This is a genomic window from Paenibacillus sp. SEL1, assembly GCF_054602535.1.
This window is the reverse complement of the sequence record NZ_CM137723.1, coordinates 3,457,420-3,481,612: the sequence shown is the minus strand read 5'-3', so window position 1 is coordinate 3,481,612 and position 24,193 is coordinate 3,457,420. Positions and strand designations below refer to the sequence as shown.

The 24,193-nt window shown below is 46.6% G+C and carries 20 protein-coding genes; 2 read left to right on the top strand and 18 right to left on the bottom strand.

Translation table 11 applies throughout. From position 1 onward, the window contains the following. Positions 1–86 precede the first annotated feature (86 nt). The 3 genes from ACYCSE_RS15880 to ACYCSE_RS15870 all read right to left on the bottom strand — a co-directional run bounded on the left by ACYCSE_RS15880 (position 87) and on the right by ACYCSE_RS15870 (position 2,810). Entirely contained in the window at positions 87–668 is a 582-nt protein-coding gene (locus tag ACYCSE_RS15880) for a TetR/AcrR family transcriptional regulator (RefSeq protein WP_459698757.1), read from the bottom strand. A gap of 5 nt (positions 669–673) precedes the next feature. Next, a complete protein-coding gene (locus ACYCSE_RS15875) occupies positions 674–1,306 on the bottom strand; it encodes a YigZ family protein (RefSeq protein ID WP_029516377.1) in 633 nt (210 codons plus the stop codon). Between the two features lie 148 nt (positions 1,307–1,454). Next, positions 1,455–2,810 carry a glucose-6-phosphate isomerase gene (locus tag ACYCSE_RS15870; protein ID WP_235307810.1) on the bottom strand — a complete coding sequence of 452 codons (1,356 nt, stop codon included), beginning with the start codon at positions 2,808–2,810 and terminating at the stop codon, positions 1,455–1,457. 250 nt (positions 2,811–3,060) lie between these two features. Between ACYCSE_RS15870 and ACYCSE_RS15865 the strand changes: the two genes are divergently transcribed. Next, a complete protein-coding gene (locus ACYCSE_RS15865; RefSeq protein ID WP_061829552.1) occupies positions 3,061–3,960 on the top strand; it encodes an NAD(P)-dependent oxidoreductase in 900 nt (299 codons plus the stop codon). A gap of 108 nt (positions 3,961–4,068) precedes the next feature. On the opposite strand, the gene ppnP is transcribed toward ACYCSE_RS15865, so the two are convergent. From ppnP to ACYCSE_RS15845, 4 genes are all read right to left on the bottom strand, one after another. Further along, a complete protein-coding gene (ppnP, locus tag ACYCSE_RS15860) occupies positions 4,069–4,383 on the bottom strand; it encodes a pyrimidine/purine nucleoside phosphorylase (protein WP_013309288.1) in 315 nt (104 codons plus the stop codon). 213 nt (positions 4,384–4,596) lie between these two features. Further along, positions 4,597–6,642 carry a transketolase gene (gene tkt, locus ACYCSE_RS15855; protein ID WP_061829554.1) on the bottom strand — a complete coding sequence of 682 codons (2,046 nt, stop codon included), beginning with the start codon at positions 6,640–6,642 and terminating at the stop codon, positions 4,597–4,599. 388 nt (positions 6,643–7,030) lie between these two features. After that, positions 7,031–7,930: a formyltetrahydrofolate deformylase gene (gene purU, locus ACYCSE_RS15850; protein WP_023987631.1), complete on the bottom strand. Its 900-nt coding sequence runs from the start codon at positions 7,928–7,930 to the stop codon at positions 7,031–7,033. Between the two features lie 22 nt (positions 7,931–7,952). Further along, on the bottom strand, positions 7,953–9,080 hold the full coding sequence (locus tag ACYCSE_RS15845) for a deoxyribonuclease IV (RefSeq protein WP_025722686.1): 1,128 nt from the start codon (positions 9,078–9,080) through the stop codon (positions 7,953–7,955). A 298-nt stretch (positions 9,081–9,378) separates the two neighbouring features. On the opposite strand from ACYCSE_RS15845, the gene ACYCSE_RS15840 reads away from it, so the two are divergent. Further along, positions 9,379–10,293, top strand: coding sequence for a TIGR01777 family oxidoreductase (locus ACYCSE_RS15840; RefSeq protein ID WP_250262027.1), 915 nt, complete (start codon positions 9,379–9,381; stop codon positions 10,291–10,293). A 196-nt stretch (positions 10,294–10,489) separates the two neighbouring features. Here ACYCSE_RS15840 and ACYCSE_RS15835 read toward each other — a convergent pair whose 3' ends face one another. From ACYCSE_RS15835 to ACYCSE_RS15785, 11 genes are all read right to left on the bottom strand, one after another. Then, positions 10,490–12,310: a DUF6382 domain-containing protein gene (locus ACYCSE_RS15835; RefSeq protein ID WP_459698752.1), complete on the bottom strand. Its 1,821-nt coding sequence runs from the start codon at positions 12,308–12,310 to the stop codon at positions 10,490–10,492. A gap of 63 nt (positions 12,311–12,373) precedes the next feature. Next, positions 12,374–12,886 (bottom strand): A24 family peptidase, encoded by a 513-nt coding sequence (locus ACYCSE_RS15830; RefSeq protein ID WP_025722689.1) that lies wholly within the window; start codon positions 12,884–12,886, stop codon positions 12,374–12,376. Positions 12,887–12,980: 94 nt separating this feature from the next. Beyond that, the gene (locus tag ACYCSE_RS15825) at positions 12,981–13,976 is read right to left on the bottom strand and encodes a TadE/TadG family type IV pilus assembly protein (protein ID WP_235307804.1); all 996 of its coding nucleotides are present in this window, start codon (positions 13,974–13,976) and stop codon (positions 12,981–12,983) included. Next, complete coding sequence (locus ACYCSE_RS15820; protein WP_459698749.1) at positions 13,945–16,161, bottom strand: hypothetical protein; 2,217 nt, start codon at positions 16,159–16,161, stop codon at positions 13,945–13,947. The genes ACYCSE_RS15825 and ACYCSE_RS15820 overlap by 32 nt, the downstream gene beginning before the upstream one ends. 40 nt (positions 16,162–16,201) lie before the next feature. Beyond that, positions 16,202–16,870: a TadE family protein gene (locus tag ACYCSE_RS15815; RefSeq protein ID WP_254326494.1), complete on the bottom strand. Its 669-nt coding sequence runs from the start codon at positions 16,868–16,870 to the stop codon at positions 16,202–16,204. Beyond that, complete coding sequence (locus ACYCSE_RS15810; protein WP_013309278.1) at positions 16,870–17,061, bottom strand: Flp1 family type IVb pilin; 192 nt, start codon at positions 17,059–17,061, stop codon at positions 16,870–16,872. Before ACYCSE_RS15810 ends, ACYCSE_RS15815 begins: the two co-directional genes overlap by 1 nt. 13 nt (positions 17,062–17,074) lie before the next feature. Then, entirely contained in the window at positions 17,075–17,959 is an 885-nt protein-coding gene (locus ACYCSE_RS15805) for a type II secretion system F family protein (RefSeq protein ID WP_080942820.1), read from the bottom strand. Between the two features lie 6 nt (positions 17,960–17,965). Continuing rightward, on the bottom strand, positions 17,966–18,757 hold the full coding sequence (locus ACYCSE_RS15800; protein ID WP_459698746.1) for a type II secretion system F family protein: 792 nt from the start codon (positions 18,755–18,757) through the stop codon (positions 17,966–17,968). Continuing rightward, a complete protein-coding gene (locus tag ACYCSE_RS15795) occupies positions 18,754–20,001 on the bottom strand; it encodes a CpaF family protein (protein ID WP_459698744.1) in 1,248 nt (415 codons plus the stop codon). Before ACYCSE_RS15795 ends, ACYCSE_RS15800 begins: the two co-directional genes overlap by 4 nt. A gap of 15 nt (positions 20,002–20,016) precedes the next feature. Continuing rightward, complete coding sequence (locus tag ACYCSE_RS15790) at positions 20,017–21,174, bottom strand: P-loop NTPase family protein (protein WP_459698742.1); 1,158 nt, start codon at positions 21,172–21,174, stop codon at positions 20,017–20,019. 528 nt (positions 21,175–21,702) lie between these two features. Further along, entirely contained in the window at positions 21,703–24,030 is a 2,328-nt protein-coding gene (locus ACYCSE_RS15785) for a histidine kinase (protein WP_459702531.1), read from the bottom strand. Positions 24,031–24,193: the final 163 nt, after the last annotated feature.

Sequence of the window (24,193 nt, the reverse complement as noted above, 5' to 3'; positions counted from 1 at the left end):
GTAATGATAAGTCACCGTCATGAAGTGTATACACCCAAAAAAGCGCCCTACATGTTCATGGCTGAAGTGTGTGAATGCAGGTACGCTCATAGGTGTCTGCACAGTAGCTTTACATGTGCTAAAGCAGCGGGCCTAATTTCTTCAAATGTTAAACCGTCCTGAATATAAAATGATACAAAGCCATGCATGGATAAAAACAGGCTTTTCGGTACCCTTGCGCAATCTTCCTCCGAATGCCCCTGACCACTCAATTCTTGACGGATCATGGACGCAAATAGTTCCACACAACGGTTTTGCTCTGTGCGACAGTATGCAAATAGTTCTTCATCGTGCATCATGAACATAATTTCGTACTGATATGGATTTTCCAAACCAAAACGGATAAATTCCAGCATCAAGTACTCCAGCCTGCTCAAGCCATCATCAGGCGCACCTGTTGCTGCTTGCAGTAGAATCCCACGCAATGTATTAAAATCTTCAATTACAATGGCATAGAACAGTTCAGCCTTCTCTTTAAAATGATAATATAACGAACCATGACTGTAACCCAGATGCTGGCCAATGCTGCGCATTGAAATCGCACGGTAGCCCTTGGTAATAAACAAGTGCCTGGCCGCTTCCAGAATCCGCCCTCTTGACAACTCCTGTTCTACTGCTCTTCTAGCCATATTATTTATTCCCCTTCAATAAAGTAAAGCTGCTCTCCCTCCGACACAAGCGATTGCCCCTGCGTCAAGTCTGTTATCCAGTTGCTGAAGGATTCCGCATCACCAGCCAGCGGCAGACAGGTTAAGGTAACTTTATCCGTAAACATTGTTTCTCCAGTGCGGATGCTGCGATTGCGTAATTCATTTTCCACTTTGCCCAACCAGGTATAATCCAATTCTACAAAGACTTCGCGATGCAGCACACGTGTAATTGCATCTCCTGCCTCGATTGCTGCAACAGCACCATCTGAATACGCGCGAATCAGACCGCCTGCTCCCAACAAAATCCCACCAAAGTAACGGGTAACAACAATAGCGACATTTTTTAGCTTCTGGTTGCGGATCACCTCCAAAATAGGCTTTCCAGCCGTACCACTCGGTTCTCCGTCATCCGATTGCTTTTGGATTTCGTCTCTTTCGCCAATCATGTAAGCAGAACAATTATGGGTAGCGTTCCAATGCTCTTTTTTGATGCGCTCTATGAAAGCAACTGCTTCTTCCTCAGTTTGAACAGGCTGAATATGGCCGATAAAACGGGATTTTCGGATCACAATTTCCTTGTTGCCGGCACCGCGTACGGTTCGGTATTGTTCCAACATACACGTATAACCTTCCTTACTTCATTTTACAAGAAAGCAGTCCCCCGCTTCTGGCAGCTGGTGAACTGCTTTCCTGTACTTTAATTGATGCTATACACTATAACACTTCTGACCGAAATCCTGTTTCGCATCAGAGATTACAGCACTCTTATTCAGACAATCTCGCTTCAAGCTCAGCTTTTTCTTTTTCGAAGCCTGGTTTGCCGAGCAGCGCAAACATGTTCTTCTTGTAAGCTTCTACGCCCGGTTGATCGAACGGATTTACACCCAACAGGTAGCCGCTGATGCCGCAAGCTTTTTCGAAGAAATAAGCAAGATAGCCGAAAGAGTAAGGGCTTAAGTCAGGAATATTTACAATCAAGTTCGGTACTTGTCCGTCTGTGTGGGCCAGCAATGTACCTTGGAATGCTTTTTTGTTTACAAAATCCACAGTTTTGCCTGCCAGGAAATTCAGTCCGTCCAGATCATCCTCATCTGCTTCGATGGTGATGTGACTTGGTACATTTTCTACTTGGATTACCGTTTCGAAAATGTTGCGGCTGCCTTCCTGAATGAATTGTCCCATGGAATGCAGGTCTGTCGAGAAATCAACAGAAGCAGGATAAATGCCTTTGTAATCCTTGCCTTCGCTTTCTCCGTACAACTGTTTCCACCACTCGGATACAAAATGAAGAGACGGCTCATAGTTTACGAGAATTTCAATTGCTTTACCTTTGCGGTACAAAGCGTTACGAACGGCTGCATATTGATAAGCTTCGTTCTCAGCTACATTCGGGTTGCTGTACTCTTTGGAAGCGTCTGCCGCCCCCTGCATCATTTCCTCGATGTTAATGCCTGCAGTAGCAATCGGCAACAAGCCTACTGCTGTCAGCACGGAGTAACGACCACCCACATCATCAGGAATAATGAAGGATTCGTAGCCTTCTTCGTTAGCCAGTTTTTTCAAAGCGCCACGTTCTTTATCCGTCGTTGCATAAATACGCTTGCGCGCTTCTTCTTTACCGTATTTTTTCTCCAGAGCTGCACGGAATACGCGGAATGCGATCGCTGGCTCTGTTGTCGTACCTGATTTGGAAATGACGTTCACAGAGAAGTCTTTACCTTCAATCAGTTCCAACAGATGATTCACATATGTAGAGCTGATGTTATTACCAGCAAAATAGATAGCTGGACCCTTACGTTGATCTTTAGGCAGCGCATTGTAGAAAGAATGCGACAGCATTTCGATCGCAGCACGTGCTCCAAGGTAAGAACCACCGATACCGATTACGATCAATACTTCGGAATCGCTTTGAATTTTAGCAGCAGCCTTTTGGATGCGCGCAAACTCTTCTTTATCATAATTGGTAGGCAGGTCAATCCAACCCAAGAAATCGGACCCTACACCGGTTTGGTTGTGCAGTTGCTCATGAGCCAGCTTGATGGGCTCTGCAAAATAATCAATTTCGTGCTGACCTATAAAGGAGAGCGCTTTAGTGTAATCAAAATTAACTTTTTTAGACATGTTTGGAACCTCCTGTTTGGTATTACTAAGACCATGAATACGAACATAAGGACTTAGGAATAGGATACTTTAATTTGCGGGACCTGACAAGCTTGCGTTACCTGTGTATCCTGTGCTTGACAGCCCCTCCTGTAGATAGGGTAGCATGCCCATGCTACAATTAACTGAGATCAACCTGTTTTATATTCATTTCAAGCCGAACTCGCAATCTGCATCGGACGGCAACTTCCAACAAGAAAGGTGATTAGCAATGAAAAACATCGGATTTATCGGACTGGGCACCATGGGCGCCCCGATGGCATCCAATCTGCTAAAGCAGGGATTCGGAGTCACAGTTTATAATCGTACCGCTTCGCGCTGCGAACCACTGGCAGAGCAAGGCGCACGTACAGCTTCAACTCCTCGTGAAGCAGCTGAAGGTCAGCACTTGGTCATTACCATGGTCAGCGATGATCACTCCATTCGTGACATCTATTACGGCGATGACGGCGTGTTTGCCGGACTTACGGCTGGCATGACCGTGATGGACAACAGTACGATTTCACCTGAACTGGTCAAGCAACTGGCCGCCGAAGCGGACAAGCTGGGCTGCTCTTTCATTGATGCACCCGTAACAGGCAGTAAGCCTGCTGCTGTAGACGGTACACTTGTGTTCATGGTTGGCGGTAATGCAGAAGCCATTGCGGCACAATCAGATGTTTTTGATACCCTGGGCAAAAAGGTACTTCATATGGGACCTAATGGCAGCGGGGCCGTAGCCAAGCTCGCTCATAATACGATGGTGGGTATTCATAACCTCGCTCTGGCTGAAGGCTTTGCTATCGCGGCTAAATCCGGCATCCCGGCAGACAGCTTCCTTGAATTGGTACAACTCGGATCGGCAGGCAGCAAGGCCGCTGACCTGAAAGGGCGCAAAATCATTGAACATGATTTTAGCAACCAGTTCTCACTTGCCTTGATGCTTAAAGACTTGAAGCTTGCTTCCTCACTAACAGACAGCCTGTCCATCCCTGCACCTATGTTATCCATTGCCAAAAGCCTGTTTCAAGCCGGGCAAACACAAGGCTACGGCGATGAAGACTTATCCGCTGTCGTGAAGACATACGAAGCATGGATTGGCCACACCATTGGTGGTCAACCTCTCGAATAAGCTGCACCTTTCTTTGTAACCATACGGCTGTGCTTGTGTACATATGGCATAGCTTTAGGGTAAGCACACTTGGCTTGAAGGCTGAGTGTGCTTACCTTTTTTAGCTTATTATTCGGGATAAGAACAGCAATAATCAGTTACACTTCGTACTTCCAGCTTGAATGAAGACTTTGCAGGTACGTGAAAGGTTGCCGTCCCTTGTATTTCTAGCCATTCCTCAGTACCTGGAAGCAACACTCTCAAATCCCCTGCCAAAATCTCCATGATCTCACGGGAATCCGTGCCGAACTCATACGTTCCTGGCAGCATAATACCCAGTGTAACCTTACTGCCGTCACCCAGGATGACTGTACGGCTTGTAACCTGACCATCGTAATAAACGTTTGCTTTTTTAACTACGCTTACTCCATCGAACTGTGTCATTCGTTATCCCCTCATCTGCTCTCAATGGTTGAATGAATATTGGTGCATCATAACATAGATTTGATTCCAGCTTCAGTATGAAAATACACACTGTATCACCGTATCCTATACATTGGAATTCAATAGTGATTTCATTGCAAAACATCAACTGTATGAAACAAACAGCCGTAAGCCTTTCTCAGGTTACGACTGTCTGTTTTAATTTCCAATGTTTTATTTCAACAAAGCTTTCACACGGCTAACAACATTCTCTACTGTAAAGCCGTATTCCTTAATTACGCGGTCGCCAGGTGCGGATGCACCGAACGTGCTGATACCGAGAATGTCGCCTTGGTCGCCAACATATTTTTCCCAGCCCAGTGGATACGCCATTTCGACAGCCAAACGAGCTTTCACTTCTGGCAGCAGAACGGAATCTTTGTATGCTTTGTCTTGTTTTTCGAACAGATCCCAGCTTGGGAAGCTGATAACACGTACTTGAATACCTTGTTCTGCCAGTGCTTCCTGAGCTTTAACAGCCAATTGCACTTCGGAGCCTGTAGCCAGAATTTGAGCAACCGGTTTGCCGTCTGTTGCATCTGCAACCACATAAGCACCGCGTTTGATACCTTCGCGTGCATGCTCAGCACTAGCAGCCAGGATTGGCAGGTTTTGACGAGTCAATACCAGAGCAACCGGGTTTTTCTTGTTTTCTAATGTATAAGCCCAAGCAGCAGAAGTTTCATTTCCGTCCGCTGGACGAATTACTGTCAAGTTCGGGATAATACGCAGGGAAGCCAATTGTTCGATCGGCTCATGAGTCGGACCATCTTCACCTACAGCAATACTGTCGTGAGTCAGAACGTAGGTTACAGGCAATCCCATCAGAGCTGCCAGACGAACGGCTGGACGCAGATAGTCTGTAAATACGAAGAATGTACCGCCGAATACTTTTACACCTTGGTGCAACGCCATACCGTTCATGGCAGCAGCCATACCAAATTCACGGATACCGAAATAGATGTTACGGCCGGCGTAGTCTTCTGGCGTAAAGTTCGTCAGGTTGTTCAAATGTGTCATCGTGGAGCTCTCCAGATCGGCAGATCCGCCTGTCAGGAAAGGTACGTTTGGAGCCAATCCGTTCAGAGCATTACCAGAAGCTACACGAGTCGAAACGGCTTTGTCTCCAGTCGTGTATTTCGGAAGATCACGATCCCATCCTTCTGGAAGATCGCCGTTTACAGCTGTTTCGAACTGAGCTGCCAAATCAGGGTGAGCTGCTTTGTATTTTGCAAACTGTTCATCCCATGCTTTGTTCGCCGCGATACCGCGCTCTTTTACTTTAGCAAAATGCTCGCGAACCTCTTGTGGTACGTGGAAGTCCTCTTCGTATACCCATTTGTAGAATTCTTTAGTCAGCTTAGCTTCTTCTGATCCCAGCGGGGAACCATGAGTACCACCGTGTCCGCCTTTACCTTGTTTGTTCGGGCTTCCGTAGCCGATAACTGTTTTCACTTCAATCAGCGTAGGGCGTGTCGAGTCGCCTTGCGCTTCTTCAATGGCTTTTTGGATGGCTGGAAGGTCGTTACCATCTTCTACGCGCAGTACTTGCCAGTTGTAAGCTTCAAAACGTTTGGCAACACTCTCGGAAGAGGACAGATTAAGCTTGCCGTCCAGTGTAATATCATTGGAATCAAACAATACAATCAGCTTGCCCAGTTGTAAGCGACCAGCCAACGAAGCAGCCTCGTGAGAAATACCCTCCATCAGATCGCCATCGCCGCAGATTGCATACGTGAAGTGATCTACAACTTTAAATTCGTCTTTATTATATGTTGCACCCAGTTGAGCTTCAGCCATTGCCATACCTACGGACATTGCGAGACCTTGTCCCAGAGGTCCGGTTGTAGCATCTACACCAGCAGTGTGGCCAAACTCAGGGTGTCCCGGTGTAAGGCTTCCCCATTGACGGAATTGTTTCAGTTCTTCCATAGGAAGATCATAGCCGCTCAGGTGCAGAAGGCTGTATAGCAACATGGAACCGTGTCCTGCGGACAATACAAAACGGTCACGGTTAACCCATGTAGGTTGATCTGGATTATGATTCATCGTTTTAGCAAAAAGTTGGTATCCCATTGGCGCGGAGCCCATCGGCATACCAGGATGTCCCGAGTTTGCTTTCTCGATGGCGTCAATTGCCAACGTACGAATAGTTGTGATGGACAAATTGTCGATCGTGGAGTTTTCATCCTTTTGAATCGCTTGATTCTGGTCAGTCATGGTTTGCCTCCTCATATTGTATAAAGTATGTCAATTGCATTCGGTCATACTCTCCAACACCACCGTCCGATATAGAAACGATGTCTATTGAAGTGAGTGAATCTGCTTGAATGTTTCAATATGACTTATACATTCTTAAGTATTGTACCATTTGCCGTGAAAGTTTGCCAGATCGTTTATAAAGATGATTGTGGAAATGTTGTACCGAGTCCTCATATAAATATACCCGTAATGTATTAACCTCATTTAAAAAATTATAAAATCACAAAAAATATTATGTACTGACCGTTTATAAGGCAAATAACTCACATAAAAAAAAGCCCGTTATACGACGGGCTTTGTTCAACAAAAAATATATATTCACAAATTTTCTTCTAAAATTTTAAGATTAGTTAAAAACGACCGTTTTGTTCTCATGAACCAGAATACGATCCTCTGCATGCCACTTCACGGCTCTTGCCAAAACGACCCGCTCTATGGTGCGACCGATCCGTTTTAGCTCATTTACATCATCTCCGTGACTTACCCGCTGCACGTCCTGCTCAATGATCGGGCCGCCGTCCAATTCTTCAGTTACATAATGCGCAGTAGCACCAATAATTTTCACACCGCGATTATAGGCTTGGGCATATGGCTTCCCACCCACGAATGCGGGCAGAAAGGAATGATGGATATTGATAATCCGGTTGCGATAATGCTCAATAAACTTAGGCGAAATAATCTGCATGTAACGGGCCAAAATGATAACGTCAATGTCTTCACCAATGACTTCTAGTTGACGGCGCTCCGCCTCTGGCTTGGTATCGGCTGTTACCGGAATATGGTGATACGGGATGCCAAACGATTCCACATACTCCTTCATATCTGGATGATTACTAACCACCAATGAAATATCCGCGTCCAGATCTCCTGCCTGCCATTGCCACAGCAGTTCTACCAAACAGTGATCTTCTTTGGAAACGAAAATAGCCAGTTTTTTCTTGCGGCTGACCGCAGAAATCGTCCACTCCATACGGAATTGCTCAGCAACAGCGGCAAAATCCTGCTCCAACTGTGGCTGGGTTGCACTCAAATTCGGCAGATCAAATTCAATCCGCATAAAAAACATACCGCCGGACGGGTCCATTGTATATTGGTCAGATTGAACGATATTGGCCCCATGTTCATACAAAAAACGGGACACGGCCGCTACAATACCTGGTCCGTCTGGACAAGATACAAGCATACGCGCGCGGTTTTCATGGGCTGATAGTGTGCTATTTGGCTGATGTTTTACGTGAATTTCCATGTGGCTATTAATCCCCCTTAGCTTATACCGTCACTGGCAAATGACTGCCGGCAAACCAGGCAATCAACCGTTGATTAATGTGTTCTTCGCTCAAATCTGGAAATAGTGCTGCTTCCGTTATCATGTCATACAGACGCTCCAACGGCTCACGTGGATCGGCTTTTCTTGCTTTGGCATCATTTTTCAGCAGAGCCCAGGTGTCCAGCACAAATTTACGGACATCCACATCCTGTTTTTTGAAAAACGAATGCAATTGCTCTACCTGACCCAAAAACTCATCCCCAAAGCGCTCCTTTACATTTCCGCGAAGCAGGGCAATTTCAACCTCATACATCGGACGCTGAGTTTTGGCTTCCTTCCCAATCCATGGCGTCTCCAAAATAAACGGACGTCCTTGAAGTGCTTCATGATGCACCACATTATGAATCGTCTGATAGCCAATCCAGCCTGATCCGATCGGAGTATGTCGGTCTTTATGAGCGCCAACTGGATTTTTACTGTCATTAATGTGAACAACTGCGATGCGATTCAAGCCGACAATCCGGTCGAATTGCTCTAATACACCGTCCAGATCATTTACGATATCATAACCCGCATCGTGAATGTGACAGGTGTCCATACAAACTGTAAGACGCTCGTTATGCTCTACTTTATCTATAATGGAGGCAATCTCCTCAAAGCTACGACCCATTTCCGTTCCTTTGCCTGCCATCGTTTCAAGCGCAATGTTAACATCTGTCTCCTTCACGCCGTTTAGTACCTCGTTCAAACCATCAGCAATACGCCCAATTCCGTATTCTGCATCCTTATCGGTAAAAGCGCCTGGATGTAGCACGATATTTTTCACACCAATCGCGTGTGTGCGTCGAATTTCCTCCTGAAGAAAGCTGACCGCAAGCTCATAGGTATTTTCTTTGTAAGAGCCAAGGTTGATGATATACGGGGCATGCACCACGATATCTTCCATTCCCTTCTCAGCCATTAACTGCTTGCCTTCCTCCAAATACATGGACTCCATCGGCTTACGGCGCGTGTTTTGCGGTGCCCCCGTGTATATCATAAAGGAGCTGGACCCGTAAGAAGACGCTTCTTTTGTAGCGCTGAGCAGACCTTTGTCCGAGAAGGACACATGAGAACCAATTTTCAGCATGATTCTGATTCATCCCCTTATCCTGTTATGCTTGTCTTATTTTAATTTAATCATTTTAACGTGATTATTGAAATCAAACAACATAGCTTTTATGGCAGCTTTCTTAAATGACTCTATTAAGGGAACACGTAGATAAAGTACACATCCGAATATATGTTAGTCAAACGAGGGTAAATAAAATCATGGATTGACATCCTTAACCGTATAAAGGTACATTCATATGAAGTTTTTTTCTCGAAAAGGGTTATATTCTATAACAGATGTATTTTTTTTGTGAATCGGAAGGAGAGCTGGCTCCATGAACATCATCGTATGTGGAGGAACTGGATTGGTGGGGAGTGCACTGGTCAAAAGCTTGCTAGACGACGGATACACTGTGAAAGTCGTTACCCGCAAGCCACTGGTAGGACACGAAGCGAGCCCCCGTTTGCAATATATGAGTTGGAACGAATTAAAACAAAAGCCTGAAGTACTGGAAGGCACCGATGCGGTCGTTAATTTAGCAGGCGAAACGCTGAATCAGCGCTGGACGGATAAATCCAAACAAAGAATTCTTCAATCTCGACTGCTATCTGTTGCCCGGTTGGCTCAAGCATTGAATGCTCTACAAAAAAAGCCGAAAGTTATCATTCAGGCTTCGGCTGTTGCCGCCTATGGTACTTCCCTGACCGAAACATTCGATGAAACGAGCCCACGTCGATCGGGAGATTTTCTGTCTCAGGTGGTTGAGCAATGGGAGGAAGCCGCCAATGCCTACCCTTCTGATGCCCGTTTAATTAAGTTACGCATTAGCCTTGTGCTGGACAGAAAAAAAGGGGCATTCCCCCTCATGAAGATGCCTTATAGCTTCGGATTCGGCGGCAAAATAGGCAGTGGCCATCAATGGATGAGCTGGATTCATATTGAAGATATCGTTCGTCTGATCACGTACTGCATCCATACGACGGAAATCGTCGGGACAGTGAATGCTTCATCACCACATCCCTTGACGAACGACCAGTTTGGGAGGACAGTAGCTACGGTATATCACCGTCCGCACTGGTTTCCCGTCCCCAGCATTCTCGTTTCAAAGCTAGTTGGTGAGATGAGCACGCTTGTATTGGATGGTCAAAAGGTACTACCGCGCAAAGCGCTGGAGCACGGATTTAAGTTTAACTATCCTTCACTTAAGGACGCTCTTGAGGAACTCCATTCTTCCCAAAAACAGCATTGAATCTAAAAAAAGGAACTCCAGGCTGGTAGGTAGTGTCACTGCCAGCTTAGAGTTCTTTTTTAGTCCGACACAATCTCTCAAGCAGACTGCAAGTTTTTAAGATGCTCATTTTATTCCTATGAATAGCCCCTATTACAAAGAAAGAAGCCCTGAACATAACAGGCCTCTTCTTGACATATATCCATATAACCTTTATTTATGATGCATTGGAGGATTTAAAAGTGTCCAACCGATAAGTATAAGATACCCCGGCGATTTTAAAAGTGTCTCCATCCTTCATTGTGTACTCCTTATAAGGCACCATAGGCTCTCCATTCAGAACAGTTCCGTTCGTCGAGGATAAATCCTTAACAATGTGGCTATGTTCTCCTGTAACTATACAAAGCTCAATATGAGAACGGGAGGCTCCATCCGTATGCTCCACAAACTGGACCAGTTGCGGGTCTCTCCCGATGATAAAGCTGCCTGCAACGAATTGGTCTGGCTGCAACCGGATGCGCTCGGTCCCTCCACTACCTGGTGGCTTGCGATCCAGGCAAGCAATCGGTGATTGCTGAACAGGTGAAATCTGTATCTCTTGATCTGGACGAAGCAGCATGGTTTCCTGCTTAGATGCAGCATTTAGCAGCTCCGTTACCCCGGAGAGAGACTTATAATAAGCCTCACTGGTATCACTGGCTTCCAATTCATTTCCCTGCTCCGCACCTTTCCACGATGGCTCGTGTAAGTCAAAATTTGCTGAAGTTTTCTCCCTGTCTTCCGTAACTCGGTCTCCCACGCTTTTAGATTCTGAGTTTGGAAAAGTCCATCTCCAGCTCTCCTGCCCTTGATCACTCAAATCGGAAGATCGCTTGTCTTGATGATGCTGTCCCGCTACAAATCCGGTCAGCTTATCTACCTGATAACGATCATTTTTCCGCTGCGCTGGGGAAGAAGTAGTTCCTAACCATTCCGAATCCAATACAGGTACTGAATCGCTGTACATATGAGATGAAGTTCTATTGCGCTCCCATTTCCCCGTCCAGCTTATATAAGCAACGGCGGCAAGTACCAAGGTCAGCACCACGGAAATGATCAAAGGTACCGTCTCTGGATGATCCAGATAAATATAACGCCACACGATGGCCGAAGCGAGCAGACATCCAAGAGCAATGTACGTTTTATATTTTTGCAATCCAGGCTCCACATCTTCTACTTCGTTTTCTGTTACAAACTCAGAATTCTCCTCTGGTTTCATGGACGGTTTGAGCCGATTGATCCGTTTAAGCTCCTGAATCTCCTGCAGAGTCTCCCGATGCTCTTGCCCGTATGTTCCGCCACGATCAGTATAGTTCCCCTGTGAGGTATGAGAGACATGAGAGGTATGAGCAGATATGAGAGGGTCGGCTGATGAAAAAGCTCGCCCCTCCATACTTTCTCCCTGCACGCTAGCACTCTCTGTACCGGCCTTCATTCCTTGTAATAACAGTTCCTTTAGCAATCCCAATTCAAATTCATTTCTATCACACAGATCCAGTATGCGTTGTATATATTCTCCCTGAGAGTGGGCCACACGAGTCATTAAACGAATAACCATCTGCTTAAATTGACTGCCTGTTTGCCCTGCATACTGTACACTGCGTAAAGGAACATAGGTTAAACTGGCGGTTTCCCTAGTACCTGAACCACTTAGAAAAATATAATCCTCATGCAAAATAAACTGGCGGATATCTAACATATATTGCGGGCTACGATGGAGGGCATCTGCCACTTCAAAAAGAATCCGGTAGAAATCAGAAGTCGACACGCTCCCACCTTTCCATAACTGGGAAAGCATGCGTTGCCCCGAAATGTCGTAATGTAACTCAATCTGAAAATCGACTTCCTTTATTCTAAGTTCCAGCAGACCGGGAATCCGATTACCAGTCATCATGCCGGTCTGTACGGAATTTAAATCATCGGTCTTGAGCCCGTCTTCCTTGTTTAGAATCATAAATGTCCCGCCGTTCCGGGCAAAATCCCTGCTTAAACCCAACAATTCATGACCTCCTTAACAATTTCCTATCTCCGTGAGGTAGCATGATCTCCCCCAGCGGACATGTCATGGCAGGAAGTAAAGATAAGCACTGATCGCTCCCGGAATGACTGCCGTCATAAAAGGAAACCTGAGGTGCGCTTCATTTCCACTGGTCAGCGCTTTGCCGCTGCGAAATAGAAAAAATCCTCCTAAATTAAAAGCCACGCGCCGCAGTCTCATGATCGTTTCTCTCTTCCATAGCAAAATTCCTATGCCAATAATACCTGCAAAAAAAATCGAATATAAAGCTGACTGCCATGCAAAAGCGGCACCTGTCCATGCTCCAATCAAGCCGAACAGCTTTACATCTCCTGCACCAACAGCTCCCATCCAGTACAAAATCAGCATGAACCCAAATCCGGTACCCAGTCCAGCAACAGCAAATAAAAAACCGTGCCACCCTCCAAACAGAGTATTGAACACCAAGCCTACCACTATACCGGGCAATGTAAGCTTATTAGGGATTTTCATGCTACGTAAATCCGTAACTAACGCAATCGCGAGCAGTACTCCGCATACAATATACATCCACGTCAATACGATCTTCCCCCTTTAAAAAATAGAACTAGCAGACTACCAAATCATTTTCCATCGTAGTTATTCCTGTCCGTCCATGTCGAGTCGATCCTATCTATCCATCAGCTGGCTTTTCCACGGTAAACGGAACTTCTATACGTTGACCGTCCTCCGTTTCAATCACAAAGCTCCATTGACCAGGTGTTGTATTCGTTCCAACAAACCAGTTCCATTCAATAATCCCGTCCGCATTGGCAGAGGTCCAGCCCAAGTGCTGAGCTGTGCTCTCACCCGACTTATAAAGTACAGAAAGGTTAGCAGTCGTCCCAGGCTCAACCTTGGCCTTGATCAAATTGTACACACCTTTCACAGCAGGTTCAGGCTTGACGAGCAACTGTATGGAATGCTGCGCATCCTTATCTCCTGTCGCATTTCCTGTACCTGCTCCTTCCCCTGTGTCGCCAATCCAAAGACGTTCCTCTGCCGCCGCCTGAAGCACAATGCTGCGATACAGAAAGGGGACCTTCATCGGCAGTTCATACGACAGCTCTACTCTAAAATAAGGGTCCTTAGTTCCTGTAAGAGCAGGTACATGTACGCTCGTTATATGAATACGGTCATATTCCAGAATGCTTTCCTCCATAAAAGGCTTTAGCATCGGCTTCAGAACAGGGTCAAGTGCAGCTTCCGTAAATCGCCCCCGCAGCTCCTCCATCGGCTTTTGACCGCCCTGAACAGCGCTTTCTACCCAATCGCCAATTGGAGGTGGCAACTGGGCAGCGAATTGGCTTGCATATTCACTCACAGATAACTTGGGCAATTCATCCAGCGGTTCACGGACTGCATCTATTTTCGCGGACGCCGCCTCCACGGCTAGAGAAACTGGGTAGATTTTAGTCGAAACCTGCTTAACCGCTTCTGAAGCGGTGGTCTGCAAGGCTGTGGATACCAGCGTCATCTGAACCATATAAATGAGAAAAATAATAAAAAACAGAAACATTGGCAACACGAGTGACGCTTCTAAAACAATACTTCCTTGTTCACGCCGCTCCTGCCCACATACCTGCCGTAGATACTGATTAATAGGAAAAATGCGCTGTTTTCGTGACATAGTACACACTTCCCTTAATACTCTCGCCTTCTTTTGAGGCGGTCCCGAGCATCTTCATTACCCCAGGTAGAAACCACAGCCTCATCCCATTCTTGACCTCACCCGTTGCATACGTTTGCCGCTCCGCAGGATTGACATCTGTATTCAGGCGGATCAGAGCAAGCATACGGGACATTTTTCGTTCATTATTGCTATGGAGCATCAGGAACAATCGCAAATGATCTTTGTATGTCATTCGAAATTTTAGAAAATCAGACAAGGGCACGTCCCCCTTTTGTGCCAGCATAATCATATCTTCTATCGCTTTTTCTACTCCATATAACAAAGCTGCCGCCAAAACGACCAGCGGATTACCTTTTGAGCTGTTTTTAACCAATCCCTCCATTGTTCGAATGGCGAGTCTCATAGCAAAAATTTCTCCATAGGCGGATGCCAGATTACCCGTCGGATTATGGAACCCATACAGGATGTACTCAACTTCCTGATTATTCACCTCCAGCTGATCTCCCAAAATCTGTGCAGCATTTCCCACATTTCCACCCGATCCGGCCAAACTGCCAAAACGGCTAAAATCCACATGATGGAAGTAAGAAAGCGCGTATTCATTCTGGTAAAACTCGTCTCCCAGTTGAGTCAGTAAATTGGATGCCGACCCGTATAGACCATCCATACTATCCATGGAAGCTCCCGCTGCATCATAGGTGTCATAGGACAAATCAGCGGATACAGATGGACTGGATGTAGACTGGTTAAACGAAATACTTTCATTGTAATACCGCTCCAGATTTCGGAATTGTTCTGCACTTTGTTTACCTTTGGAAAGAACCTCAATGATCCGATAGGCTTGTTTGAGCTTGTTTTTCGCCTCTTTTTCCATTTTCTTGCGTTCTTTATCCGGTCCACGTCGCGTATCCATCATTTTGGCTTCACCGTCGAGTACATTCGCAGGTCCCGTCCAAGCGTACGCACTCAAGTATTTATCTATCTCTTTGAGAGTTGAAGCGACTTCTTGCTTGAGCATGTCTGCATTCAAAAATGGATCTGTATAAAAAGATAATGTACGCATCATACTCGTTATTCTATTGTTAGCAGTATTTATAGAAGTCCGTTGCTTTTCAATTTCTGCTTCCCATTGCTCAAATTCCTTGTCTGGAATCAACAAATCCTCTACCTTTTGCCGTGCGCTTCCTACCGACGGATCTGCGCTGGAGCCTGCTCCGCTTGGAGTAGGTGCTGCTGAAACCTCATCGTAGCCTGCATTGGCCGCCCTCTGCTTATACTGGGCAATGACTTTGCGCATCTCTTCATTGATCTGCTGGGCCTCATTTAACGGTTCCTTGGCTTCCAGAAGCAGCTTATCATGTTCTTCTCCAGCCTGAGCCATGATCTGACGCAGGCGATCAAGCGCTGCCCTCGCTCTACGTGCATATTTTTCCATCTGCATGATTTTAACGTCGTCCACACTCTTCTTATTGTCTTCATATACATGTACGTAATGCTTATATTGAGCGGCAATATCGGCTACAACCTCAAGCGGGTCCCATATATACTGATTGGGCATATAGGTGCCCCTCTGTTTAATAATCCGCTTACGAACCTCTTCCATATAAGCTCCTGCCTTACGCTGCTTCTCCAGCATGTCATCTAGTTTGGCCTCTCGTCTGTCGTACAGCTTTTGCAGCCGTTTCAGCAAATCTACCGTATGAGAAGCCTCTTTCATATTTTGAGAGAGCGGCTTTAGCTTTTCGAGCACTTCAAACGTAAAATCGACAGGTGCTTTATACTTCATCTCTTCACGGATCTGCTCGTTAAATATGGCATATTTGCCAAGCTTCCTTTCCATTTGCAGGGAACTAGAATCCAGCTTCATATTCATAAGCGGTAGCGTTTCTGCGCGTGCCGTACGCCGCGCGCTGTCATTGAGCACTTTGACCATAATTTGTTCTCCGCCGCCTTCACCATAAGCAAACAAACCGTACTCCTGTTGTAATGTCGGATCATAAGCAGACATCACTGAACGAACCGCCGCATGGGTCAGCCGTTCGGTCTGCACATGCAGTGCAGCAATTCTCGCGTAATCAATAAATACAGCAATAAAACCGAACATGACCGCCAAAATCAGAATTAAAAAGACCGTGACAGCACCTGATTCCCCGTCCTTTGCATTGTGTCCCTTACCAAACACCCGCTTCCTCCTTTCCAGTTACATTCCCATTACTTACTTCTCACTGACCGCTTTGACCATATTGCATCAATACTTTCCCTACAACTGCCGAATCTACCTTTTCACCTGACCCTCTGCCCATAAACTTCGCACCATAATAACGGACCAACTCCACCGTACGAATCCATTCTACAGGTTCGACCACGCCAGAACTCATTTCCCCTTGCAAATCTGTCTGATCTAAAAACTGATTCAGCAAAGGTACCTTCACTATCTTGTTTAACTTTGTGGTTACCTTACGGTGAATCATACTGTTCTCATATGTCATCTGCCCCTGCATGCCCGCAGGCATATTATTTTCTGCATTGGACAGCTTTTGAGCAGGTAACGAGCCTCCCCCATTGTCGCCCGGCACCTGTACACTTTCCTGATTGTTGGCTCCGGTCCAGCCAAACAGGGCTCCTAGCATAACATCATCCTTCAAGCGCCAATAGAGAGAATCCCGTTGCCCTTGTGTAAATGCTCCCGTACGTGGGTCCTTGAAGCTGTTATCCCAACTGTAAGCGGCCCTTTCCGAAGCAGTAGCAGCGACCTGCACCAATATAGATTTTTGATATATGTACAGGCAAAAAAATAACATCACAAAAATGACCAGCAGTAGAATGGGAAAGACGAGGGAAGCTTCCAAGGAGAAGCTCCCGTCCTCTTTTTGTGCCAATTTGCGTAGCATTATGAATCCATAAAATCGTTACTTTTTTTATCCGCCTTTTTCAAAAGCCCTTCTACAATTTTTTTGATCTGATCCTTGAAAATAATTGCCACCGCAATCAGAATGGCAATGATCAGGATCATTTCTAACGTACCCAGGCCATCCTCATCCTTGTACAATTTACGAATACTGCCTGTTACTAATGTCATCATCGTTGTATTCCTCCTACATATTCATCATCATTAAAGCCGGAGCGCCCACCAGCACAATTACCGTTAGCAAAATCAGCGCCATCGGGAATACTAGCTTAGATGAAGCCTGCTCCCCCCTTGTGCGGCTAATTGAAGTCCGCTTGCCCCATAACGTCTGGGATAACTCACGTAAAGCCATCACGAAATCGCTCCCGCCGCGCCTCATATTCAACAAAACTGTCGTCGTAAATACCGTCATTTCCTGAATACCACAACGTTTGCTCAGGTGCTCAAATGCCTGTTGAAAGGAAAAACCACTTTCCCATTCCGCCACCGTCTGCCTCAGTTCTCGATACAACGGATGTTCCGTATCCGCCCCTTTACGTTCCACGCAATGTAGCAATGCCCGTTGTACCGTCTCACCTGCACCTACTAAAAGCATCATTTTACTCAACAGTTCAGGCAGTTCCATTAAAATTTGCTGATCCCGCTTCTGTACTTTCCCATGCAAATCCTTGATCAGCGCGATGGGTACCAGAATACCAAGTCCCAATCCGAGCACCAGCCCAGTCGCATCCCCGCCCAGCATAAGCGATATTAAAGCTCCACCAGCAGCCATCATATATCCGTAACCCAACATTTCTGCCAGAAAAAGCATCGTTTTTTCTCCGCTGTTGCGCATACCATACAGCTTCTGCACCGAACGCTGGAGCTTGAACATCAGCAAAGGCAGCCGGTGAGTAGCACGTGAAGCATGAATCATGTGTACAAATGGGACTGAAAGTCTTTGCAGCCGCAGTCCCTCCAGCTTCATATGGCGAAAATGCGCATACTTAGCACTATGCATCTGGTTCAGCACCACCCAACCTCCCACTTGCAGAACCAGCATGACCAGACAAACCAACATCACCACACCCATCTCTCCTTACACTTCAATCTTCATAATGAGGTTGATCCACACAAGACATCCACCAAGCACCAATAAACAAAAGGTTGATAAAATCATACCTGTACCGCTGTATAAGGGCATCATGTAATCACCCGCCGTCATCGTCATAAACAATACAAACAAAAAAGGAGCCGCAAACATAACCCTCGATTCAAAACGTTTCTGCGCAATCATTACACCGATCTCCTGCTGAATTTCCAACTTCTCACCAATGACATTTGAAGCTCGTCGTACGACTTCCACCAGATCACCTCCGGTTCGTTTGCAAGCCGCAAATACGTCCGCAAAATTCGTAATATCCTCCATCTGCGCCCGACGGGCCAAATCCTGCAAAGCAGCCTCTACAGGCTGTCCGATTTCAAGACAGGCGGTAATGATATTAAATTCAAAAATCAGGTCGTGATCTCCATCCGGACTAAGCAATCTCAAATCCTCTACAGCCTCACGAAAACCATTCTCCACCGACCTTCCCGCTGAAAGAGAAGATGAGAGTGAATATAAAGCCTGCTTGAATTGGATGCTTAGAGCAGACCTGCGTCGTTGCAGCAAAAATTGCCTAAAATAACGAGGCGTCACCACAGCCCCGGCAGCGCACAGCAATGATAATATCCATTGGTGATAAAATAGATAGCCGATCATCGCAAACAGCACGCCACTAAACAATATGCACAGACTTTTTTGTACTGTCGATAATGTATATACCGTATAATCTGGCAGAGAAGGGACCTCACGTGATACTTGCTTGGCAGTCGTTTTTCCTGACTTCACGCTGATACTCCTCCCCTGTGCCAGCTTTCCGGATTGATCCCGGCCATTTGCAGCTTCAAAGTATGTTGCAGACCCTCGCCACAACGTTCCAGACCTCCTACGATTCGCCCCTTACTTTCTCCTCGTTCCTGAAAACGATAAAGAGGGTTAAGCGTCACCTCACCATTTTCAAAACCAATCACTTCGCTAATTTCTAGCACTCGTCTGGATTTGTCGCGCATCCGTGACAGATGAACGAATATATCAATAGCTGAGCTGATCTGCTGCCGTACTACTCCAAGCGGAAGCTCTGCCCCTCCGAGCACCATCGTTTCCAGCCGGCTGACCATATCGCGGATATTATTCGCATGCCCAGTTGACAACGATCCATCGTGTCCTGTATTCATGGCTTGCAGCATATCCAACGCCTCACTTCCCCGGACCTCACCCACCACAATGCGGTTGGGCCGCATGCGCAGGGATGAACGAATCAGATCACGAATCGTGATTTCTCCCTTTCCCTCGGTGTTCGCATTCCTTGTTTCCATGGAAACCAGATTAGGGACCGTCACAATTTGTAGCTCTGCTGAGTCTTCAATAGTAATAATCCGTTCAGACGACGGGATAAACTGGGATAATGCATTCAGAAAAGTTGTTTTACCAGAACCCGTTCCCCCGCTGATAAAAATGTTGTACTTGCTACGTACCAAGTCCTTGAGCATAGCAGCGGTTTCTGCATCCAGCGCACCCATTCGTATCAAGTCATCCATCGTCATAGGACGCTCGGGAAACTTCCGTATGGTCATCGTCGGACCCTTGAGAGCAACTGGAGGCAGCACAATATTTACGCGTGACCCATCCTTTAACCGGGCATCCACAATGGGAGAAGCCTCATTCACAATTCGGTTCACCCCGGCTACAATCGTCTGGATTAAATCCTCCAGTCGCTCGCGGGACTCAAAATGATCGGGTACCTGCATCACCTCACCAGCCCGCTCCACAAAGATTTCCCGGTGACTGTTGATCATAATTTCCGTAACCGTCGGGTCGTCAATCAATGGCTGGAGTACATCTAGCCCACGGAAAGAGTTAAAAATCTTGCGGACAAGCGCGTGCTTCTCACGGGAAGTTAAGCCCGCCAGCTCTACATCGTGTAAAATTCGATTTTCAATATGCCGTACCAGATCGGTATCCTTTACCGAAGACGTTACGTCCAGCCCGTTTCGGATATCTGCTCGCAATGCCTTAAACCGTTCCTCATTCATGTTCATCAGCCCCTTTTAAGACCAAACGGCGGGCGGATGTGTTACACTGTCCACATTCAGCAGCTCGTGGCACAGATGACGAATTTCCCGCTGATAAATCGGTGAACTAAGCAGTAGCTCACGGTGCTGCATCTGCTTCCATGAAGGTATATAGGGTAACGCTCCGTTTAACTCCATGAAGTCACGAGGTAACGAGTTGATCATAGTTCCCATATAACGGTTCACCACAAAGCTGGTTTTACATATCATATCTTCAAGTCCTTCAGGCTGCGTGGTTTCTAAAACATCCAGCCATAATCCGCACTTGTGCATGCTCATTAAATCGTCTGCCAGCAACCAGATCAGCTTATGACTAGCTTCAAGCACCGCTTGAGCCCGGTCACCTTTTTCAGAATCGCCATCTACGATCACTACATCATACTGTCCGCTTTCGGCAACCGTTCGAATCAGTTCTTTCGCTTCATCACAAGTCATGTCCGTCAGTTCCTTACGATTATAGACAGGCTGAAAAGTATCCGCCTGAATTTCAGGGCGGCGAACACAATAGGCTGCCACAGATAATGGAATGCCCTCATTCCCCTCCGCCTTGAGATCATAGAGCAGCCTGGACAGCCCTTCTCCTTCTGCTCCGCTAGCACTGCCTGAACCAGTGAACAACGAGCTTGAATCCACCGTCTCCAGATTCAGATAGAATACCGAATATCCCTCATTCCCCAGCTGTTTGGACATATTGAGTGCGGCCGTTGTCTTGCCCAGTCCGCCGGAAGCTGCTACCATGCCGATAATCAGTCCACCTTCCCGGCTGTTTACACATTTCCGACCGTTCGACTTCTGTCTCGCCGTTTCCAAAATAAAACCGACCAGCTCAGATAAAGGCTGATATTTTAATAAAGGCTGTCCATATTCGCTCACTTGTTCTCCCTCATGCAATACCAAACAAGGAATATCAGCAGCTTCCCTATCTGTCCATAGATTCAAAAAAGCCGCTTCACCAACCACCACATCCGGTCTTTTCATTCCGCTGGTTTCCATCATGTATTGATGAAATGCCTCCGGTTGCGAAAAAGCCGTTATTCTCAGCCTTCTGGCGTACTCGCTTCCGTGAACATAATTCAGCAGCGGCTCAATATAATCCCGGCCTTCTACAGCCAATACCACTTTCACTGGAACCATAACGCTCATCCCTTTCCCTAACACAACAACGCAAAAAAGCACCGTTCATCCATCCGTAAGTACATACGGTTGGTGAACGGTGCTTCCGTCACGTGCAATCTATTTACTGGTAGAATAGCATAGCGCTTATATTAGAGCAAGTATTTTTTGTGCAAGTATCTTCCAAAATCCTCGTACTAGGAGAAGGCGGGCAGTCTAGCCCCGCCTCCTACCATCTTCATCTTAGTAGAATTTGTGGTGACGACGATGACAGTCATGATGGCGATGATGGCGACGTTTCCGGCAATGACATTTCTTATCAAAATCTTCATGTTTCCAGTGATCACGTTTAAATTTAGGTTTAAACTTAATGACAGTCACCTTAATGATCTTCTTAAAGACACGTTTTTTCGGCTTTGGAAAATGACAATCATGCTTACGATGTTTATACATTCAAATTCGCCTCCATTTCTTTGAGATAGAATATACTATGGAAGCAGCGAACCATCGGTAACCAGCATATGACTATTTATGAATTTACTAGGCTAATTAATGATCTACCTCCAGCTTAATATCCGGATCATAATCCGCCACAATGAGAACATCCATATGACGTGCTTGACGGAGAATCCTTGGCACAACCGCAGACTTACCCCAACGACTACTTCGGGAAGACTGCCCCACGATGAGCTGTGTACCTGAATATCCTTCCACCGGAGCAATCAAAATGTCGGCAATCTCGCATCGGCTGGAAACAAGCCGTATCTCAAAGGTCCCCCCCAGTCGGTGGGTCAGTAGCTTTAGTTGTTCCAGACGAGGGCTCAGTCTCTCAGGTATACGCTCACCGACATGAGCATAAGTCACAATCCACACAGCCTTCAGACGAAAGGCGATACGAAAACCACGGCGAATCAACCTTTCAGCATTTTCACTTAGCGTCACGCCTACGAAGATCACTTCCTCCCTGCGCCACGGTCCCCGAAGTGATTCGTGTCGATCCCAGGATTCCAGCCGCTCATCTACGTCATCTGCCAATTCCCGCAAAGCAAGTTCACGCAGCGCAATCAGATTGCCCAGTTTAAAAAAGTGGCTAAGTGCCTGTTCCACCTTCGCATGATCGTATATTTTGCCCTCACGCATACGTTGCTGTAACGATTTAGGAGCCACATCAACAAGCTGTACCTCATCGGCCAGACGCATCATATGGTCGGGAACAGTCTCCCTCACTCGTATGCCAGTAATCTGTTCTACCGCATCATTCAGGCTCTCCAGATGCTGTACATTCATTGTGGATATCACAGAAATACCTTGTTCCAAAATCGTAAGCACATCCTCATAGCGCTTAGATCTCATACTTCCGGGCACGTTGGTATGTGCCAGCTCATCAATAAGCACTACCTCGGGATTACGCCGGAGAATGGCTTCGGTGTCCATTTCTTCCAAGTGTGCACCATGACGCTCAATGGACTGACGGGAAATCATCTCCAGAGAGCCTACTTGTGCCAGTGTTTCTGCTCTTCCATGCGTTTCCAGCAGTCCGATAACTACATCGATCCCGCTCTCCAGCAGATCATTCCCCTCTCTCAGCATCGTGTATGTTTTGCCGACCCCCGGAGCAGCGCCAATGTATACCTTGAGCTTGCCCCGCAGGATTTTGGCTGCCTCAGCCTGTGCTTCCTCAACGCTCAAACGATGATACGGATCATTATCTCCCTCCTCCTGTCTCATTGTTGGCAAAATCCGTTCACCCTCCTGCTCGGCCCGGTCCGCAATCAGCAGCAAATCCATATTTTTCATTCGTTTTAAAATCCCATTCACCAGCGATCCTTTCATCAGCTCCTGCCACGGAGTCTGCCGAGAATGCCCCATAACAATTCGGGTAACATTGTGCGTCACCGCATAATGAATCAGTTGACGAGGCAACCTTCTGCGGGAAAAAAGCGGGATTTCTTCAAATGTTGATCCGATCTTGTCAGCCAACTGCTCAATCGAACGCTTGAAGGCTGCTGATTCCTTGGACAGCTTGCGCTTCGAGCTGACAAAGGAGACTACTAGCATATCTCCACCCAACCGCTTGGCGACCTGTTCCCCCCTACGTACATAAATAGACCCATTCCAATGATATTGAACAGGTACCAAAATACGCTCTGCCGCTCCTGACGCCCCGTGCAAGCCTAACTCCTCCCGGTGTCGTTCCAGCGAATCATTCACATCCTCTGCTACCAATCGCAGGGCTAGCTCACGCAATTTACCCAGATTTCCCCGGTGAAACATCTCAGGATTGGGCGTATGCATGTAGCCTTTCGCCAGCCGTTCCAAAATCATCTCCGGGGTGGCATCAATCAGACGAATTTCATCCGCCAGCTCCAGTGTATCAACCGGAACCGTATATTCCGCTTCAAAGCCTGTTAGCTGATATACCCACTCCGTAATTCCTTCGAGTTCATAAACATTAACCGTCGTAATGACGCTAATTCCCTGCTCCAGCAAATACCGAATATCCTCCAGCCGTGTTGGAAATGGGGCGTCTTTCCGGTTATGATGTGCCAAATGATCCACCAGTACCACCTCGGGATTTCGTACCACCAAAGCTTCCACATTCAGATCCTTTTGCTCCTCACCATCTTTTATCCAATGAATACTAGGCACGCGCTCCAGCGTGCCGACCTGTTCGACGGTCACAGGCCGCTGCATGGTTGAGACCGCACAAATCACAACATCAATACCTTCATGCTGCAACGATTGTCCCTCCTGCAGCATATGATACGTCTTGCCCGAGCCACTGACCGCACCCATGTATATTTTGAGTCTGCCTCGATGCAGTTTGTTAATCGAATCCAGTATTTCCTCTGGTGATTTACGTTTGAAGCTCTCCACTTTCGTTCCTCCCCCAGCGTAACCGCTCATTCCGTTCATTCTTATATGGTTGTAATGAATGTACTCCCGTGTCCCAATCAATTCAAGATGATCAATCAAGCTTGCTCCAAAAAAAGCCGCGCAGGGCAGTATAAGCGCAAAAAACGTGCATTCAGGTCTCTTA

What these genes read in the sequence shown, in the direction of transcription:
- ACYCSE_RS15880 (WP_459698757.1), bottom strand. Translation starts at nt 668, where the DNA reads ATGGCTAGAAGAGCAGTAGAACAGGAGTTGTCAAGAGGGCGGATTCTG.
- ACYCSE_RS15875 (WP_029516377.1), bottom strand. Translation starts at nt 1,306, where the DNA reads ATGTTGGAACAATACCGAACCGTACGCGGTGCCGGCAACAAGGAAATT.
- ACYCSE_RS15870 (WP_235307810.1), bottom strand. Translation starts at nt 2,810, where the DNA reads ATGTCTAAAAAAGTTAATTTTGATTACACTAAAGCGCTCTCCTTTATA.
- ACYCSE_RS15865 (WP_061829552.1), top strand. Translation starts at nt 3,061, where the DNA reads ATGAAAAACATCGGATTTATCGGACTGGGCACCATGGGCGCCCCGATG.
- ppnP (WP_013309288.1), bottom strand. Translation starts at nt 4,383, where the DNA reads ATGACACAGTTCGATGGAGTAAGCGTAGTTAAAAAAGCAAACGTTTAT.
- tkt (WP_061829554.1), bottom strand. Translation starts at nt 6,642, where the DNA reads ATGACTGACCAGAATCAAGCGATTCAAAAGGATGAAAACTCCACGATC.
- purU (WP_023987631.1), bottom strand. Translation starts at nt 7,930, where the DNA reads ATGGAAATTCACGTAAAACATCAGCCAAATAGCACACTATCAGCCCAT.
- ACYCSE_RS15845 (WP_025722686.1), bottom strand. Translation starts at nt 9,080, where the DNA reads ATGCTGAAAATTGGTTCTCATGTGTCCTTCTCGGACAAAGGTCTGCTC.
- ACYCSE_RS15840 (WP_250262027.1), top strand. Translation starts at nt 9,379, where the DNA reads ATGAACATCATCGTATGTGGAGGAACTGGATTGGTGGGGAGTGCACTG.
- ACYCSE_RS15825 (WP_235307804.1), bottom strand. Translation starts at nt 13,976, where the DNA reads ATGTCACGAAAACAGCGCATTTTTCCTATTAATCAGTATCTACGGCAG.
- ACYCSE_RS15815 (WP_254326494.1), bottom strand. Translation starts at nt 16,870, where the DNA reads ATGCTACGCAAATTGGCACAAAAAGAGGACGGGAGCTTCTCCTTGGAA.
- ACYCSE_RS15810 (WP_013309278.1), bottom strand. Translation starts at nt 17,061, where the DNA reads ATGATGACATTAGTAACAGGCAGTATTCGTAAATTGTACAAGGATGAG.
- ACYCSE_RS15805 (WP_080942820.1), bottom strand. Translation starts at nt 17,959, where the DNA reads ATGGGTGTGGTGATGTTGGTTTGTCTGGTCATGCTGGTTCTGCAAGTG.
- ACYCSE_RS15795 (WP_459698744.1), bottom strand. Translation starts at nt 20,001, where the DNA reads ATGAATGAGGAACGGTTTAAGGCATTGCGAGCAGATATCCGAAACGGG.
- ACYCSE_RS15790 (WP_459698742.1), bottom strand. Translation starts at nt 21,174, where the DNA reads ATGGTTCCAGTGAAAGTGGTATTGGCTGTAGAAGGCCGGGATTATATT.